The sequence below is a fragment of the Cohnella cellulosilytica genome, assembly GCF_042431195.1.
GTDB lineage: Bacteria > Bacillota > Bacilli > Paenibacillales > Paenibacillaceae > Cohnella > Cohnella cellulosilytica.
In genome coordinates this window covers 129,092-144,775 of record NZ_JBHMDN010000012.1, presented here as the reverse complement: position 1 = coordinate 144,775, position 15,684 = coordinate 129,092, and the positions used below count along the sequence as shown (strand labels likewise).

The 15,684-nt window shown below is 63.3% G+C and carries 13 protein-coding genes; 12 read left to right on the top strand and 1 reads right to left on the bottom strand.

What is annotated here, in order from left to right:
• Positions 1–53 precede the first annotated feature (53 nt).
• Complete coding sequence (gene metH, locus ACFFT4_RS09045; protein WP_378046913.1) at positions 54–3,509, top strand: methionine synthase; 3,456 nt, start codon at positions 54–56, stop codon at positions 3,507–3,509.
• Between the two features lie 79 nt (positions 3,510–3,588).
• On the opposite strand, the gene tlp is transcribed toward metH, so the two are convergent.
• On the bottom strand, positions 3,589–3,810 hold the full coding sequence (gene tlp / locus ACFFT4_RS09040) for a small acid-soluble spore protein Tlp (RefSeq protein WP_378046911.1): 222 nt from the start codon (positions 3,808–3,810) through the stop codon (positions 3,589–3,591).
• A 199-nt stretch (positions 3,811–4,009) separates the two neighbouring features.
• On the opposite strand from tlp, the gene ACFFT4_RS09035 reads away from it, so the two are divergent.
• The 11 genes from ACFFT4_RS09035 (at position 4,010) to ACFFT4_RS08985 (ending at position 15,651) form a co-directional block, all read left to right on the top strand.
• Positions 4,010–4,978, top strand: a complete 969-nt coding sequence (locus ACFFT4_RS09035; protein WP_378046909.1) for a metal-dependent hydrolase — start codon at positions 4,010–4,012, stop codon at positions 4,976–4,978.
• Positions 4,979–5,318: 340 nt separating this feature from the next.
• The gene (locus ACFFT4_RS09030; RefSeq protein ID WP_378046908.1) at positions 5,319–7,598 is read left to right on the top strand and encodes a DEAD/DEAH box helicase; all 2,280 of its coding nucleotides are present in this window, start codon (positions 5,319–5,321) and stop codon (positions 7,596–7,598) included.
• Positions 7,595–8,890, top strand: a complete 1,296-nt coding sequence (locus ACFFT4_RS09025) for a ribonuclease H-like domain-containing protein (protein ID WP_378046906.1) — start codon at positions 7,595–7,597, stop codon at positions 8,888–8,890. The genes ACFFT4_RS09030 and ACFFT4_RS09025 overlap by 4 nt, the downstream gene beginning before the upstream one ends.
• Entirely contained in the window at positions 8,887–9,723 is an 837-nt protein-coding gene (locus tag ACFFT4_RS09020; RefSeq protein WP_378046905.1) for an HAD-IIA family hydrolase, read from the top strand. The genes ACFFT4_RS09025 and ACFFT4_RS09020 overlap by 4 nt, the downstream gene beginning before the upstream one ends.
• Before the next feature lie 56 nt (positions 9,724–9,779).
• Positions 9,780–10,598, top strand: a complete 819-nt coding sequence (mutM, locus tag ACFFT4_RS09015; RefSeq protein ID WP_378046904.1) for a bifunctional DNA-formamidopyrimidine glycosylase/DNA-(apurinic or apyrimidinic site) lyase — start codon at positions 9,780–9,782, stop codon at positions 10,596–10,598.
• Positions 10,599–11,441 carry a deoxyribonuclease IV gene (locus ACFFT4_RS09010; protein ID WP_378046903.1) on the top strand — a complete coding sequence of 281 codons (843 nt, stop codon included), beginning with the start codon at positions 10,599–10,601 and terminating at the stop codon, positions 11,439–11,441. It begins immediately after the preceding gene.
• The gene (locus ACFFT4_RS09005) at positions 11,438–11,782 is read left to right on the top strand and encodes a cyclic-phosphate processing receiver domain-containing protein (protein WP_378046902.1); all 345 of its coding nucleotides are present in this window, start codon (positions 11,438–11,440) and stop codon (positions 11,780–11,782) included. The genes ACFFT4_RS09010 and ACFFT4_RS09005 overlap by 4 nt, the downstream gene beginning before the upstream one ends.
• Positions 11,775–12,095, top strand: a complete 321-nt coding sequence (locus ACFFT4_RS09000; RefSeq protein WP_378046901.1) for a thioredoxin family protein — start codon at positions 11,775–11,777, stop codon at positions 12,093–12,095. The genes ACFFT4_RS09005 and ACFFT4_RS09000 overlap by 8 nt, the downstream gene beginning before the upstream one ends.
• Positions 12,092–12,871 (top strand): ABC transporter ATP-binding protein, encoded by a 780-nt coding sequence (locus ACFFT4_RS08995; RefSeq protein ID WP_378046900.1) that lies wholly within the window; start codon positions 12,092–12,094, stop codon positions 12,869–12,871. Before ACFFT4_RS09000 ends, ACFFT4_RS08995 begins: the two co-directional genes overlap by 4 nt.
• The gene (locus ACFFT4_RS08990) at positions 12,868–13,890 is read left to right on the top strand and encodes a 23S rRNA (cytidine(2498)-2'-O)-methyltransferase RlmM (RefSeq protein ID WP_378046898.1); all 1,023 of its coding nucleotides are present in this window, start codon (positions 12,868–12,870) and stop codon (positions 13,888–13,890) included. Before ACFFT4_RS08995 ends, ACFFT4_RS08990 begins: the two co-directional genes overlap by 4 nt.
• Positions 13,891–14,013: 123 nt before the next feature.
• Positions 14,014–15,651, top strand: a complete 1,638-nt coding sequence (locus ACFFT4_RS08985; RefSeq protein ID WP_378046896.1) for a serine/threonine-protein kinase — start codon at positions 14,014–14,016, stop codon at positions 15,649–15,651.
• Positions 15,652–15,684 lie beyond the last annotated feature (33 nt).

Genomic DNA, 15,684 nt, shown 5'->3' with positions numbered 1-15,684 from the left:
GGATTCTGTTACTATAGAATTTAATGATTTGACAGACAGGGGAAGACTTTAATATGACTTTAACGCAAACCAAACCGTCTCTGCAAGAGGTTTTGGACGCCAGAATTCTCGTTTTGGACGGCGCGATGGGCACGATGATCCAGCAAGCGGACCTGACGGCCGAGGATTTCGGGGGAGAAGAGTTCGAAGGCTGCAACGAACTGCTGGTGCTGACGAGGCCCGACGTCATCCGCTCGATTCATGAAGCTTATCTGGCGGCGGGAGCGGATATTATCGAAACGAACACGTTCGGCTCGACCGCCGTCGTGCTGGCCGAGTACGATATTCCCGACAAGGCTCGCGAGATCAATCTGGCCGCGGCCCGGCTTGCGAGGGAAGCCTGCGATAAATATTCGACCCCGGACAAGCCGAGATATGCCGCCGGCGCGCTGGGCCCGACGACGAAAACGTTGTCCGTGACGGGCGGCGTCACCTTCGACCAATTGGTCCGGGATTATCTGGATCAAGTCGTTGCCCTGATGGAAGGCGGAGTCGATTGCATTCTTATCGAGACTTGCCAGGATACGCTTAACGTGAAAGCGGCGAGCATCGGCGTGCGCGAAGCGTTCAAAAAAACGGGCCGCGAGCTGCCGATCATGATCAGCGGCACGATCGAGCCGATGGGGACGACGCTGGCCGGTCAGAGCATCGAGTCGTTTTACATTTCGCTGGAGCATCTGAAGCCGGTGTCGATGGGGTTGAACTGCGCCACGGGCCCGGAATTCATGCGCGACCATATCCGGACGCTGTCCTCGGTCGCCAAGACGGCCGTCAGCTGTTATCCGAACGCGGGGCTGCCCGACGAGAACGGACATTACCACGAATCTCCGGATTCGCTGGCCAAGAAGCTGCGCGGCTTTGCCGAGCAAGGCTGGCTTAACGTGGCCGGAGGCTGCTGCGGCACGACGCCCGCGCACATCGCGGCGATCGTCGAGGCGATGAAGGACGTCGCTCCGCGTAAAATCGCGGGCGAGCATCCGCCGGCGGTATCCGGCATCGATACGGTTTACATCGAGAACGACAGCCGTCCCTATATGGTCGGCGAGCGGACGAATGTGCTCGGCTCCCGCAAGTTCAAACGGCTGATCGCCGAAGGCAAATACGAGGAGGCCTCGGAAGTCGCCAGGGCGCAGGTGAAGACGGGGGCTCACGTCATCGATATTTGCGTGCAGGACCCGGACCGGGACGAAGCGGTCGACATGAAGCAGTTTCTGGATTTCGTGACGAAGAAGGTCAAAGTGCCGTTCATGGTCGATACGACCGACGCCGCGGTGATCGACCTGGCGCTGAAGTATATTCAAGGCAAATCAATCATTAACTCCATTAATCTCGAGGACGGGGAAGAGAAGTTCGAGAAGGTCGTCCCGATTCTCCACAAGTACGGAGCCGCCGTGGTCGTCGGCACGATCGACGAGCGGGGCCAGGCGATCTCACGCGAAGACAAGCGGGACGTGGCCGTTCGCTCGCATGATCTGCTCGTGAACAAGTATGGCTTAAAGGCGGAGGACATCGTCTTCGATCCGCTCGTTTTCCCGGTCGGGACCGGAGACGAGCAATATATCGGGTCCGCCAAGGAAACGATCGAAGGCATCCGCCTGATCAAGCAGGCGCTGCCCGCCTGCCAGACGATTCTCGGGATCAGCAACATCTCGTTCGGCCTGCCCGAAGCGGGACGGGAGGTGCTCAATTCCGTCTTTCTGTACGAATGCACGAAGGCCGGGCTCGATTACGCGATCGTCAACACCGAGAAGCTGGAGCGCTACGCCTCGATTCCGGAGCACGAGCGCAACTTGGCCGAGCAGCTGCTGTACAACACGAACGACGATACGCTGGCCGCGTTCGTCGCCGCCTTTCGCGACAAGAAGGTAGAGAAGAAGGTCAAGGCGGAAAATCTGACGCTGGAGGAACGGCTGGCCAACTACGTCGTGGAGGGCAGCAAGGACGGCCTTGCGCCGGACCTGGACGAAGCGCTCAAGAAATACGCGCCGCTGGACATCATTAACGGTCCGCTGATGGCCGGCATGACGGAAGTAGGGCGTCTGTTCAACAACAACGAGCTGATCGTGGCGGAGGTACTGCAGAGCGCGGAAGTGATGAAGGCTTCGGTGGCGCAGCTCGAGCCGCATATGGAGAAGGCCGATTCCGCCGTCAAAGGCAAAATTCTGCTGGCCACCGTCAAGGGCGACGTGCACGATATCGGCAAAAACCTCGTGGAGATCATTCTGTCCAACAACGGCTACCGGATTGTCAATTTGGGCATCAAGGTGCCGCCGGATCAGATTATCGAAGCGGCTCGCAGGGAAAATCCGGACGCCATCGGATTGTCCGGCCTGCTCGTCAAATCCGCGCAGCAGATGGTCGTCACCGCGCAGGACTTGCGCAGCGCCGGCATCGACGCTCCGATTCTCGTCGGCGGCGCCGCGCTGACGCGCAAGTTCACGAAAAACCGGATCGCGCCGGAATACGAGGGCGTCGTGCTCTACGCGAAGGATGCCATGGAAGGGCTCGATCTGGCGAACCAACTGAGCGATCCCGGACAACGGGCGCGCATCGTCGAGGAGCACCGGGCCGCCCAGGAGAAGCTGGCGGAGGAAGCCGACAAGCCGGCCAAGGAGCTGCCCGAAGCGTCGCGCACCCGGCGCTCCAGCATTTCGCAGGACGCTCCGGTATTCGCGCCGCCGGACTACGACCGCCACGTGCTGCGGGATTATCCGATCTCGCACGTTATGCCGTATGTCAACATGCAGATGCTGCTCGGTCATCACCTCGGCTTGAAGGGCAACGTCGAAGAGCTGCTTGCCGCAGGGGACGAGAGGACCGTCAACCTGAAGGCGACGGTGGACGATATTATGAAGCAATCGCTGGAGAAGGGCTGGCTGAAGCCGCAGGCGATGTACCGGTTCTTCCCGGCGCAGTCGGACGGCAACGACATTCTCGTCTACGATCCCGCGGATACGGGCCGCGTGCTGCACCGCTTCTCGTTCCCGCGGCAGCAGGTGGAGCCGTTCCTCTGCCTGGCGGATTTCCTCAAATCCGTCGACAGCGGTGTCATGGACAATGTCGGCTTCCTCGTCGTAACCGCAGGCCAGGGGGCCCGCGAACAGGCCGAGGAGTGGAAAGAGAGCGGCGATTACCTGCGCTCCCACGCGCTTCTGGCGACCGCGCTCGAAGTGGCGGAGGGGATGGCCGAACGGGTGCATCATATGATGAGAGACATCTGGGGCTTCCCCGATCCGGCCGACATGACGATGAAGAAGCGCTTCGGCGCCCGCTATCAGGGCATTCGGGTCTCGTTCGGTTATCCGGCCTGTCCCGATCTGGAGGATCAAGGCCCGCTGTTCGCGCTGATGAAGCCCGAGGATATCGGCGTCCATCTGACCGAAGGCTTCATGATGGATCCGGAGGCCAGCGTATCGGCGATGGTATTCGCCCATCCGGAGGCGCAATACTTCAACGTCGAGAAAACCTGATCGTGCGGCGCCGTAACGAAAAACCCCGATAGGATTCGGCCGCGAAGGCGGATCCTATCGGGGTTTGACGTCGTCTTCGCTATTCCGCGTATTCCTGCTCGTCTTGAATTTCGCTGCTCAGGCTGTCGATCGCCTCGCGGCGATTTTCGTTTTTTTGCCGCAGCGCGGAGGACTCTTCCGGAGACAGCTCTACGGAATGCTCGTCCAGGTAATGCTCGGATTGCTCGAGGTTCTCTCTCGTATTCTGCACGGCTGCCTGCAGCTTCTCCGCGTTGTCCGAACGGTCGTCGGGTTTGGCCATCGCTCTTCGCTCCCTTGTCTGTACGATGCGGGCGGTCGCCCATGGAATAGTATGGGTGCCTGGCAGTGCCGTTATTCGCTCCGGTCCGAAAATAATCCGCTGCTTACGCCGCGCTGACTTCTCGCTAATTTCTCGCTAACAGAACTGCTGTAACCTGAAGCCGTACCAAGAAAAAAGTCATTCGAGAGGAGACATCGGCTTGGATACGGGGACGCACGTTTTGTTTGGCGTTACGCTCGCGGGCACAGCTCTGTTTTTTCCGTCCGTCGCCGCCGATTCGGGCCTGGCGGCAGCCGCGCTGGCCGTCTCGGTGCTCGGTTCCCTGGCGCCCGACTTCGACGCGGTCGTTCGCTTAAAGGGCAAGGACGCTTATTTGAAGCATCACCGGGGCATTAGCCATGCGCTTCCGGCATGGCCGGTATGGGCCGGCGCGATCGCCGCTCTGGTTGCGTGGATAGGAGGGATGTGGGCGCATGCGCCGCTGCTGTTCGCCTATGCTTTGCTGGGCGTGGCGATCCATGTGCTGTCCGATTGGACGAACGCGTACGGGGTGCAATTTCTGCTGCCCTTTCGCCGGGAGTGGCTTCATCTGGACGCCATATGCCTGACCGATCCGTTCCTTGCCGCCGTCCACGTCGCAGCGATTCTGGGCGCGCTGGCTGGCGGTACCGCGGCGGCGCCCTGGTTTTTTGCGGGAGCATGGGCGGTTACGGCGGCGTATGCCGGATGGCGGATCGCCCATCATGCGGTCGTGGCTCGCCGGGTTAGAAGGAGATACCGCAGGGCGCTGGCCGTGCACGTGCTTCCGGGTCTGTGGTGGTTCCGTTGGCAGTTTCTCGCGCAGACCGACTCCGGCTACGAGATGGGGAGCCTCGCGGGGAAGCGCTGGCTGCCGTGCAAGCATCTGCCGCATGCCGATTCCCACGCATGCATCGAAGCCAGCCGCCGCTCTTCCGCGGTGCAGACGCTGCGAGGCTTCGCCAAACGGGCTTATGCGAGCTGGAAGGAAGAGGCTAACGGAGATTACCTCGTCACCTGGACGGATTTGCGCTTTTGGAGAGAGCGGGACTGGCCTTACCGCGCCGAGGTGAGGCTGGACCGCCAGCTTAACGTCGTCGCGGAAGACATCGGCTGGCACAAGAAAGCCTGGGAAGCTCCGTACGTGTAAAGGGGCGGCCGGCTGATGCAGCGTTCGCAAGCTCCCCGAGCCGCCTCGCCCGAGGCCGCCCGGGGAGCTTGCGCTTTTGCCGGGCGGGGAAATAAATACTTTCCCGGGAAAGCGCAGGAGCCGACACGAAATGTCGCAACAAGCCCGATCGTTGCGAATCGGGTAACCTCGTCCGGCGGATCGCGGATCGATTTGTCGAACGATGACCGGATCGGGGCATTGCCGTACGAACATGTATTCTGTACAATAGAAGGATACAACGTACTCGCGCAGCTTGGACTGCGTTGAGCGATCGCTTCCTCATCACTCGTCTTCATTTAATCTACATAGGAGAAATGCCATGAATCCGTATACGCAAAAAGCGGAGTCCGTGGACGAATGGCTGGAGCTGCTCAGAAGCAAGCCGGAGCTGATGGAGAACGTTACGTTCTGGCACACCGAGGCGGCGAAACCCGCCCGCACGGCCGAGCTGCCCGCCGCCGTTCATCCGAAGCTGGCCGAAGCGCTGGGCCGCAAAGGCATAACCCAGCTCTATACGCATCAGGCCGCGTCGTTCCGGGAGGTGGCGGCCGGCCGCCACGTCGTGACCGTTACGCCGACCGCTTCGGGCAAGACGCTCTGCTACAATCTGCCCGTCGTGCAGCGGCTGCTGGAGGACGACAGCGCCCGGGCGCTGTATTTGTTCCCGACGAAGGCGCTCGCCCAGGACCAGGTGGCCGAGCTCCAAGAGCTCGCCAACCTGATGGAGGCGGACATCAAGACGCATACGTACGACGGCGACACGCCGCCGACGGTGCGGCAGGCGATCCGCAACGCCGGCCACATCGTCGTGACGAATCCGGACATGCTGCATTCGGCGATCTTGCCGCATCATACGAAATGGGTTAAGCTATTCGAAAATATCAAATACATCGTCATCGACGAGTTGCATGCGTATCGCGGCGTGTTCGGCAGCCATGTGGCCAACGTGATTCGGCGGCTGAAGCGGATCTGCCGGTTTTACGGCAGCGATCCGCAGTTTCTGTGCGCTTCGGCGACGATCCGCAATCCGCGCGAGCACGCGGAGCGGCTGATCGGCGAGCCCGTATCGCTCGTGGACGACAACGGCGCGCCTACCGGCGAGAAGCATATGGTGTTCTACAACCCGCCCGTCGTCAACAAGCAGCTCGGCATCCGCAGAAGCAGCGTGCTGGAATCGCAGAAGCTGGCCGCGCTGCTGCTGAAGAGCGGCATCCAGACGATCGTGTTCGCGCGCAGCCGCGTGCGCGTCGAAATCTTGCTCACCTATCTTCAGGAGACGGTGAAGCGCGAACTGGGCACGAAGACGATCCGCGGTTATCGCGGCGGCTATCTGCCCAAGCTGCGCCGGGAGATCGAGCGCGGGCTGCGCAGCGGCGAGATTCGCGGCGTCGTCAGCACGAACGCGCTGGAGCTGGGCATCGACATCGGGCAGCTGCAGGCGTGCGTGCTGAACGGGTATCCCGGCACGATCGCCAGCACCTGGCAGCAGTCCGGACGGGCGGGCAGACGGCAGACGAGCTCGGTAACGTTCCTCGTCGCCAGCAGCAATCCGCTCGACCAATACCTGATTCAGAATCCCGACTATTTTCTCGGGCGTCCGCCGGAGGAGGCCCGTATTCATCCCGATAATTTGCTCATTTTGCTGGATCATCTGAAATGCGCCGCCTACGAGCTTCCGTTTGAGGAAGGGGACACGTTCGGCGGCGAGAAGCTGACGGACCTGCTGGAGTTTCTGACCGAGGAGAAGGTGCTGCACAAGGTCGGCACGCGCTGGTACTGGATGGAGCAGGCTTTTCCGGCGCACAACATCTCGCTTCGGTCGGCGGCCCAGGAGAACTTCGTGATCATCGACCAGACGGAGGGGCACCGCGTTATCGGCGAGGTCGACCGCTTCAGCGCGCCGACGCTCATCCACGAGGAAGCGATTTATTTGCACGAAGGGGTGCAGTATCAGGTCGAGAAGCTGGACTATCCGGAGAAAAAGGCTTACGTGCGCGAGGTGAACGTAGACTACTTTACGGATGCGAGCATGGCGGTGGAGCTGAAGGTGCTGCACGTCGATCTCGAGGCGACGACCGGTCCGCTGCAGCGGCAGTTCGGCGAAGTGACGGTGATGGCCAAGCCGACGATCTTCAAGAAGATCCGGCTGCGCACGCACGAGAACGTCGGCTCGGGGCCGATTCATCTGCCGGAGGAAATTTTGCATACGAGCGGCTATTGGTTTTCGTTCTCGGAGGAGGAGTCGGCCAAGCGCAGCGCCAACGACATGCAGATGGCGCTGCTCGGATTGGCCAACGTGCTGATCCACCTCGCGCCGCTCCATCTGATGTGCGATCCGCTGGACATTCGCGTCGTGCCGCAGGTCAAGGCGACGCACACGAAGCGGCCGACGATTTATTTCTACGACCGCTACCCCGGCGGCATCGGGCTCAGCCAGCGCCTGTACGAGAAGCACGGCGAGCTGCTGGAGGAGGCGGAGCGGCTTATTCGCGGCTGCGGCTGTCTGAGCGGCTGCCCGGCCTGCGTCGGACCGATCGAGGAGGTCGGGCTGCTCGGCAAGGAGCTGGCGATGTCGCTGCTCCAGGGGATGAAAGCATGAGCGGGCTGCGGGACAGGCTGAACCGTCTGCGCGGCGCGCCGGAGGCGGCCCCTCCGCGGAGCGAGCCGCCGGCTCCGGCCGAGACGGAGCGGCCCGCGCTGCCCGCGGGCTTCGCCGCCATCGATGTCGGGCTGGAGGAGAACGAGGCCGGTCCTTTCCTGCTGCGCCGGATCGCTTATCCGCTGCCTTATCGGCACGGCCGCCACGAGCTCGGCGAGCTGCTGGCCCGGGCGGGCAGCCTGCAGCCGATCGCCGCGCGCCAGAACGGCGGCAGCGGGCCGATCGAGCCGGGCCGGCTGCTGTTTCTCGACACCGAGACGACCGGCTTGGGCGTCGGGGCCGGCAACGTGCCGTTTATGGTCGGCTTCGGTTACTACGAAGGCGGCGCCTTTATCGTCGAGCAGACGCTGATTCGCCATCCGGGCGAGGAGCGGGCGATGCTGACCTATTTGCTCGGCCGGCTGCAGGACAAGACGCATGTCGTCTCCTACAACGGACGCACGTTCGACTGGCCGGTGCTGGCCAACCGTTTCATCCTGAACGGCTGGCGTTCAAGCGGTCCCGGCCCCGGTCATCTCGACTTTCTGCATCCTTCCCGCGCGCTGTGGCGCAACACGCTTCCGTCATGCCGGCTGAGCGCGGTGGAGGAAGGGCGGCTGGGCATCCGCAGGGAAGAGGACGTGCCGGGCTCGCTTGCGCCCGCGCTGTATTTTCAATATTTGAGCGACGGCAATCCGGAGCACCTTCATGGCGTATACGCGCACAACGAGAAGGATATTTTGACGCTGGCGTCGCTCGCCGTTCATTTTGGCCGGCTGCTGGACGGGGACGGCGACGAAGAAGCGACGCTCGGCAGCGAGGAGCTGTTCCGCACCGCGGGCTGGCTGGAGCAGCACGGCCTGTCGGAGGTCGCCGAGCGGCTGTTCGAACGGCTGGCGGAGCGGGAGGAAGCCGGAGAGGCGGGCTGGAGTCTGCCGCTGGCGGCCAGGTACAAGAAGATCGGCCGTTACGAACGCGCGCTGCCGCTGTGGCGGAGGTTCGCCGAGGCTGCGAACAACGTCTCCGCGCCCCGAGTGGAAGCGCATATCGAGCTGGCCATGCATTACGAGCATCGGGACAAGCAGCTGTTAACGGCGCTAACCTATGCCGAGAAAGCGCTGGAGCTGGCCGTCAGACGCGGCGTTCTGGCGCGCGACAAGGCCAAGCGCGATGCGGAGAGAGCGGCATTGCAGCATAGAATAGCGAGACTGAGAGACAAGGTGTCGCGCGAAAGGAAGTCGGCAAAGCCGTGATACGAATACTTAAACCGATAGAGAACGGTCCCGAGGCGCTGCTGTTCGATCTCGACGGCACGCTGTATCGCGGACACGAACCGGTGCCCGGAGCCGGCCGGCTCATCTCCGGATTGCAAAGTCGGGGCATGCTAAGCTTGTTCGTGACGAACAACTCGACGCGCACGCCCGGAGAACTGGCGGAGCATTTAAGGGAAATGGGCATCGAAGCGCCGGAGGACAAAATCGTCACCTCGGCGATGGCGGCCGCCGATTACGCCGGAACAAACTTTCCGGGCGCGGCCGCGTACGCGATCGGCGAGAGAGGGCTGAAAGAGGCGCTGCTGGGCGCCGGTCTCCGCCTGGCCGGAGAGGGCGAGCCGGCGGATCTCGTCGTGCAGGGACTCGACCGTCAGCTTACATACGGTCATCTCACCGCGGCTGTCCGGCATCTGTTAAGCGGAGCGGCGTTCGTGCAGACGAATCCCGACCTTCTACTGCCCACGGAGGGCGGCTTTCTGCCCGGCGCGGGCAGCATCGGGGCGCCCCTGCAGGCGGCGACCGGCGCAGAACCGATCGTCATCGGCAAGCCTTCGCGCATATTGATGGATTATTCGTTGCGAATTTCCGGCACTTCGCCGGAAGGAACCTGGGTGGTCGGAGACAATCCTTACACCGATCTGGCCGCCGCCCGCAGCGCGGGCTGTCCGGCGATTCTCGTGCTGACCGGACTGTGCGACGCGGACAATTGGGAGACGCACTGCGCCAAGGCCGGCGTGCTTCCGGACGTCGTATGCGCGGGACCGGAGGCGCTAGAGCAGTATCTGTACGACCATATGGGGATAAAGAGATAGGCGCAGGCCGCGCCCCGCAGCGACAACCCTAAGCGGAAAGAAAGGATGTTAACATCATGCCGGAATACCCGGAAATGGAGCACTACCGCACGCGGCTTTCGCCGCTGCTCGGCGGCCGCAAAATCGCGAAGGCGACCGTCAATCGCGCCGCTACGGTCAACGAGCCGGCGGACGAATTCGCCGCGGCGCTTGCCGAACGCACGATTTTATTCGTCGAGCGCAGAGGCAAGCATCTGCTTTTTCACCTCGACGACGGCAACCGTCTGCTGCTGCATCTGATGCTGGGCGGTTGGATGGCGTACGGGGAGGAGGGGCCCAAGCCGGACAGCCATTTTCAGGTCATCCTGACGTTCGACGACGGCCATTCGCTCTATTTCGGCGGGCTGCGCCTCGGTTATTTGCACCGGATTTCGGCCAAAACGGCCCTCGAGCGCATGAAGGAGCTCGGGCCGGAGCCGTTCGATCCGCGTCTGACGCCGGAGGCGTTCCGCAAGCTGCTGGCCTCCAAGCGAAGCAGGCTGAAGTCGGCGCTTACGGACCAGCATTTCATCGCCGGCATCGGGAACTGCTACAGCGACGAAATCTGCTTCGAAGCGAAGCTTCATCCGGCGTCCGCCGCGAACAAATTAAGCGAAGAGCAGGCGGAACGGCTGTATCGCGCCATGCACAAGGTGCTCAGCGAGGCGAAGGAAGCGGGCGGTTACATGGAGCATCCGCTGACGCCGGACGACCGGCTGACGGGAGGCTATAACGAGCGCTGCCTCGTATACGACCGGCCGGACGAACCGTGCGACGTATGCGGAACTCCGATTCGGCAGGAGACGCTTGGCGGGCGCAAAATGTTTTATTGCCCGAACTGCCAACGGGAAGCTTGAATGAGCAGGGTCGGGAGCCACGTCAGCACGCGCGGAGGTTATCGGGCGGCCGCCCAGCACGCGGCGGCGATCGGAGGAGACTGCTTTCAGTATTTTCCGAAAAACCCGAGAACGCTGCAGCCCAAGGCGTTCGAGCGCGGCGACGCTGCAAGGTGCGCCGCCTGGTGCCGGGAGCGCGGCATCGTCTCGATCGCGCACGGCCCGTATCCCGTCAATCCCGCGTCCGAGGACGAGGCGGCCCGCCGGATGGCGCTCTGCACGCTGAACGATCTGCAGATCGCGGAAGCTTGCGGCTCGATCGGCGTGGTTGTGCATTTCGGCGTTTACAAGGGAGAGGACCGGTTGCAAGGCTACCGGAATGTTATACAATGGATCAATAGCGTAACGGCGCTCTGGCAGGGCAGCGCGCAGATTTTGCTGGAGAATCAGGCCGGCGATCACGGTCCGATGGGCACGACGCCGGAGGAGCTGGCGCAGATTCGCTCGCTCGTCGAGCATCCCGAGCGGATCGGCTTCTGCCTCGACACGTGCCACCTGTTCGCCAGCGGCGAATGGAAGCCCGGGCGTTGGGACGCTTTCGCGGAGCGGGCCAGAGGGCTCGGGCTGTGGGAGCACGTGCGGGCGATTCATCTGAACGATTCGCGCTATCCGTCCGGCTCCCGGAAGGATCGGCACGCGGCGATCGGCGAAGGCTGGATCGGCCGGGAGCAATTCGCGGAGCTGCTCGGCACCCCCGAGCTGGAATCCGTTCCGCTCATTATGGAAACGCCTGCAGGCGCAGACGGCACGCATCGGGAGCAGGTGAAGCTGGTCAGACGATGGTCTGGGGAGGCAGAAGGATGATCAACGTTTATTTGGACGATGTTCGGCCTTGTCCGCGCGGCTTTGTCGCGGCGCGCTCGGCTCAGGAGTGCCTGCTGCTGCTGGCGGAATGCGAGGTCGACATCTTGTCGCTCGACTACGAGCTCGGCTTCGGCCAGCCGAACGGGCTGGCGGTCGTGCACGGTTTGATCGCTTCGGATAAATATCCGAAGCGCATTTACGTTCATTCGTCCAGCATGCTGGGCCGGGCGAACATGGTTCGGGATTTGCGGGCGGCGGGTCCGGCGGACGTCGAGATTAACGACGGGCCGATGCCGCCGTCCGTGCTGCGGGAAGCGGCGGAGGAACGGCGGGATGCGTGATTGGGAGCCGGCAAGCTGGAAGCGGGAGTGGACGTTCTCGCCGGCTCCGTTGGCGCTGTTCGTTCACACGCCGCTGTGCGGCACCTGCCAGGCGGCGGGACGCATGCTCGAGGTGGCGACGGAGCTCGTGCCCGAGACGCCCGTCGCCCGGGCGAATCTGAACCTGATGCCCGAGATGGCGCAGCTGTTCAAGATCGAGAGCGTGCCCTGTCTGATCGTTAAGCGTAAAAACGGCTCATGGAGCAAACATTACCGTTTTCCCTCCGTTGTGGAGCTGGTGGAGCGGCTAAGGAAAGCGAGAGAGAACTTATGATTCATCTGCAAGGCTTGACATTCCGGCGCGAGGGACGGGACATTCTCCGCGGCGTCGACCTGAAGGTTAATCCCGGGGAGCACTGGGCGATTCTCGGCCGCAACGGCTGCGGCAAATCGACGATACTGGAGATGGTGACCGCTTACCAATTCCCGACCTCGGGCACCGTCGACGTGCTCGGCAACCGTTACGGGACCGTGGACGTGCGGGAGGTGCGCCGCCGGATCGGCTATATCAGTCCGGCTCTGATCGAGAAAATGGAGCTGGGCGACCCGCTGTGGGAGATCGTCGCCAGCGGGGCTTTCGCTTTTCTCCGCTTCTACGAGGAAGTGCCGGAGGAAGTGAAGACGAGAGCCTATGAGGAATTAAAGCGGGTCGGGCTGGGCGATTACGCCGAGCATCCGTTCGGCACATTGTCGCAGGGCGAGCGCAAGAAGGCGCTGCTCGCGCGCACGATGATGGCTTCTCCGCGCCTGCTGATTCTGGACGAGCCGTGCGCGGGGCTGGACCTGTACGAACGGGAGAAGTTTTTGCAGTCGCTGACGGAGCTGGCCGAGAGCGACGTGTCCCTGCTCTACGTTACGCATCATATCGAAGAGATTATTCCCGTCATTACGCACGTGGCGCTGATGGCCGAAGGCCGATTCGTCTCCTCCGGTCCGAAGAAGGACGTGCTGACGCCGGACAAGCTGAGAGAAGCCTACGATCTGCCGATCGACGTTCGCTGGACGCACGACCGGCCCTGGATCGAAGTCCGGAAGGAGAGCGGACAATGACCGAGTTCGTCTGTACCGCCAATCCGGGCTTCGCTCCCTATGCGATGGAGGAATTAAGACGCCGCTTCCCCGGCTGCAAGGTGTCCGGCCTCGCTCCGGGCGAGACGTTCCTGTTCGCGATCGCCGAGCGGGAGACGGAGCGGACGCTGAAGGAGCTGCGCCGCGAGGAGCCGGTATTTCTGCGCCATCTCTTCCCGGTCGAAGCCGAGTGCGAGACGACCGGCGATCCGGAGGCGACGGCCGAGCGCATGAGGGCGTTCGCCTCCGCGCTCGGGGAGCGGCTGAAGGGCGCCAAAGCGGCGATCCAGGTTCGCAAGGAGCAGAACAGCCCGTTCCCGTTCACGTCGGCGGAAGGACGGGATGCGATCGCGCCGGTCGTGGCCGAGCTCGGCGGGGAGGTCGTGCCTCGCGAAGCCGACTGGATCGTCTCGATCTATGCCGCGAAGAAAAAGCTGTTCATGGGCTGCTCCAGGCCGCGCGACAACCTGTCCGATTGGCCGGGCGGAGCGGTCCGGTTCCGCCGGGACGACAGTCTGATTTCACGCGCGGCCTTTAAGCTGCTGGAAGCGGAGAAGGCGTTTAACCTGCCGTTCGACCGGTTCACGAACGCGCTCGATCTCGGGGCCGCGCCCGGCGGGTGGACGTCCGTGCTGCTGGACCGCGGTCTTAAGGTTACCGCGGTCGATCCGGCCGAGATGGACGGCTCGCTCGTCACGCATCCGAACTTGCGGCATCTGCGCCGCAACGCCGCCGACGTGTCGTTCTCTCCGGGAACGTTCGACCTGTTCGTCTGCGATATGAGCTGGGACCCGCACCATACGTGCCGGATCGTCTCGGAGCTGGCTCCCGCGATTGCGGCCGGAGGCTCGGGCATCATCACGCTGAAGCTGATGTACCGCAAGCCGCTGCAGACGATCGACGATTTGACGGAGGAATACGGCCGTCTGTTCGACGTGCGGCGGATTAAGCAGTTGTTTCACAACCGCGAAGAAGTTACAATATGGGTGAAAAGAAAATAAGGTCCGCAACGGGAAAGCATCCCGCATCCGGACGGAGTTTCGAACATTGCGTTCGAGCTCCGTAACCAGATGCGGTTTTTTGCGTTTAACGTTATGCGCGGACATGCGAGGAGAGGACAAGCGATGGACAATCCACATAGGGACGAGCTTATCTTGACGCCGGGACAGCTGTTCGGCGAACGTTACCGGATCGCGATGGCGATCGGCAAAGGAGGCATGGGCCGGGTTTACTTGGCCGAGGATACGCGGCTCGGCGGGAAGCCGCGGGCGCTTAAGCTGACCCGTCCGCTTCCCGAGGAGCGCCGCTCGTTCCTGCCCGAAGCGCAGCTGCTGAGCGAGCTGGACCATCCCCATCTGCCGGCTATCGTCGATTATTATCCGCCGGATGCGGACGGCGTCGCCTGCATCGTCATGGATTACATCGCCGGAGATACGCTGGCCGACCGCTTCGAACGGTACGGGCTGCGGCTCGGCTTTCCGTTCGTGCTCGACGTGCTGATCGATCTGACGAACGTGCTGACCTACCTGCACGCGCAGACGCCCGCCGTCGTCTTCCGCGACTTGAAGCCGGCGAACGTCCTGCTCGGGCACGGCGACAAAGCGGTGCTCGTCGATTTCGGCATCGCCCGGCGTTACCGCGAGCATAAGACGAGCGACACGCTGCAGCTCGGCACGCCGGGCTTCGCGGCGCCCGAGCAGCTGCGCGGCGAGCAGTCCGACGAGCGCACCGATCTGTACGGGCTGGGGGCGCTGGCCTACTTTCTGTTATCCGGCGGCCGCTTCGCCATGCGTCATCGCGGTACGATCGCGCAGGCGCTGCAGGAGGACGTTCCGGTCGACTTCGCCCATCTGCTCGGCCGCATGCTGGCCGCGGAGCCGGCGGATCGGCCGCGCTCCGCGGACGAGCTGCTGGAGGAGCTGCACCGGATCAAGCTGGACCTCGTCGGGACGGATGGCCTGCCGCCGCCGTCTCGCGAGGCGGAGCGGCACCGCTCCGATACGCGCGTCGTCGCGATGCTGTCCGCTTATCCGGGAGCGGGCGCAACGTTCGCCGCGCTGGCGCTGTCGGCGGCGCTTAACCGGCAGGGCAAGGCACATGCGCTGGTCGAATGTCCGGGCGGCGAAGCGGAGCTCTACGCTCTGCTGAACGGCGAGCGAAGGATGCCCAGGAACGCCGTGTTCGCCAGGGCCGACGGGAGACAGGCGGCCGCTCCCGCCTGGCGGGAAGGGGCGGCGGCCTATTATCCGCTGCATCCGGGCGAGGAGACGGCCGTGAACCGCACGCCGGGCAAAGAGCTGGCCAAGTGGATCAGGCGGCTCGGCGCGCCGCTCGCGCTGCTGGACGTCTCCAGCCGCTGGGATCATCCCGAGGTGGCGGACTTCGTGCTGCGCGCCGCGGACGTTCTCGTGCTGACGGCCGATTGTTATCCGGCCAAGTGGTCCGCCCGCAGGCAGGCGGCCTGCGCCGAGCTGCACGCGCAAGCCGAGCGGCGGTCGATTCGCTGCGTATGGATCGCGAACCGGGATCAGCCTTTTCGCGACCGCGGCGGCTGGCTGAGCCTGTTCCCGGAATCTCCGGAGGCCTGTCTGCCGGAGCTGCCGTCGGACGTCATGCTGAACGCGTTATGGCGGGGCCGGGGATTTCCGGGAGACGAACGGACGGCCCGCGCGATGGAGCGGGCGTTCCGGCGCCTGCCGATCGCCGCGGAACGGCGTTCGCCGGGCCAATCGCGGCCCGCGGCCGATTTCTCATCGCTTTGACAGGCATGGTACAATAGAGAGGTGAAAACGCGA

Bases quoted from the DNA above. Each gene is read 5' to 3' on its own strand.
- ACFFT4_RS09005 (WP_378046902.1), top strand. From the start codon at position 11,438: ATGATCAACGTTTATTTGGACGATGTTCGGCCTTGTCCGCGCGGCTTT.
- ACFFT4_RS09010 (WP_378046903.1), top strand. From the start codon at position 10,599: ATGAGCAGGGTCGGGAGCCACGTCAGCACGCGCGGAGGTTATCGGGCG.
- ACFFT4_RS09000 (WP_378046901.1), top strand. From the start codon at position 11,775: ATGCGTGATTGGGAGCCGGCAAGCTGGAAGCGGGAGTGGACGTTCTCG.
- ACFFT4_RS08995 (WP_378046900.1), top strand. From the start codon at position 12,092: ATGATTCATCTGCAAGGCTTGACATTCCGGCGCGAGGGACGGGACATT.
- ACFFT4_RS09025 (WP_378046906.1), top strand. From the start codon at position 7,595: ATGAGCGGGCTGCGGGACAGGCTGAACCGTCTGCGCGGCGCGCCGGAG.
- metH (WP_378046913.1), top strand. From the start codon at position 54: ATGACTTTAACGCAAACCAAACCGTCTCTGCAAGAGGTTTTGGACGCC.
- ACFFT4_RS08985 (WP_378046896.1), top strand. From the start codon at position 14,014: ATGGACAATCCACATAGGGACGAGCTTATCTTGACGCCGGGACAGCTG.
- ACFFT4_RS08990 (WP_378046898.1), top strand. From the start codon at position 12,868: ATGACCGAGTTCGTCTGTACCGCCAATCCGGGCTTCGCTCCCTATGCG.
- ACFFT4_RS09030 (WP_378046908.1), top strand. From the start codon at position 5,319: ATGAATCCGTATACGCAAAAAGCGGAGTCCGTGGACGAATGGCTGGAG.
- tlp (WP_378046911.1), bottom strand. From the start codon at position 3,810: ATGGCCAAACCCGACGACCGTTCGGACAACGCGGAGAAGCTGCAGGCA.
- mutM (WP_378046904.1), top strand. From the start codon at position 9,780: ATGCCGGAATACCCGGAAATGGAGCACTACCGCACGCGGCTTTCGCCG.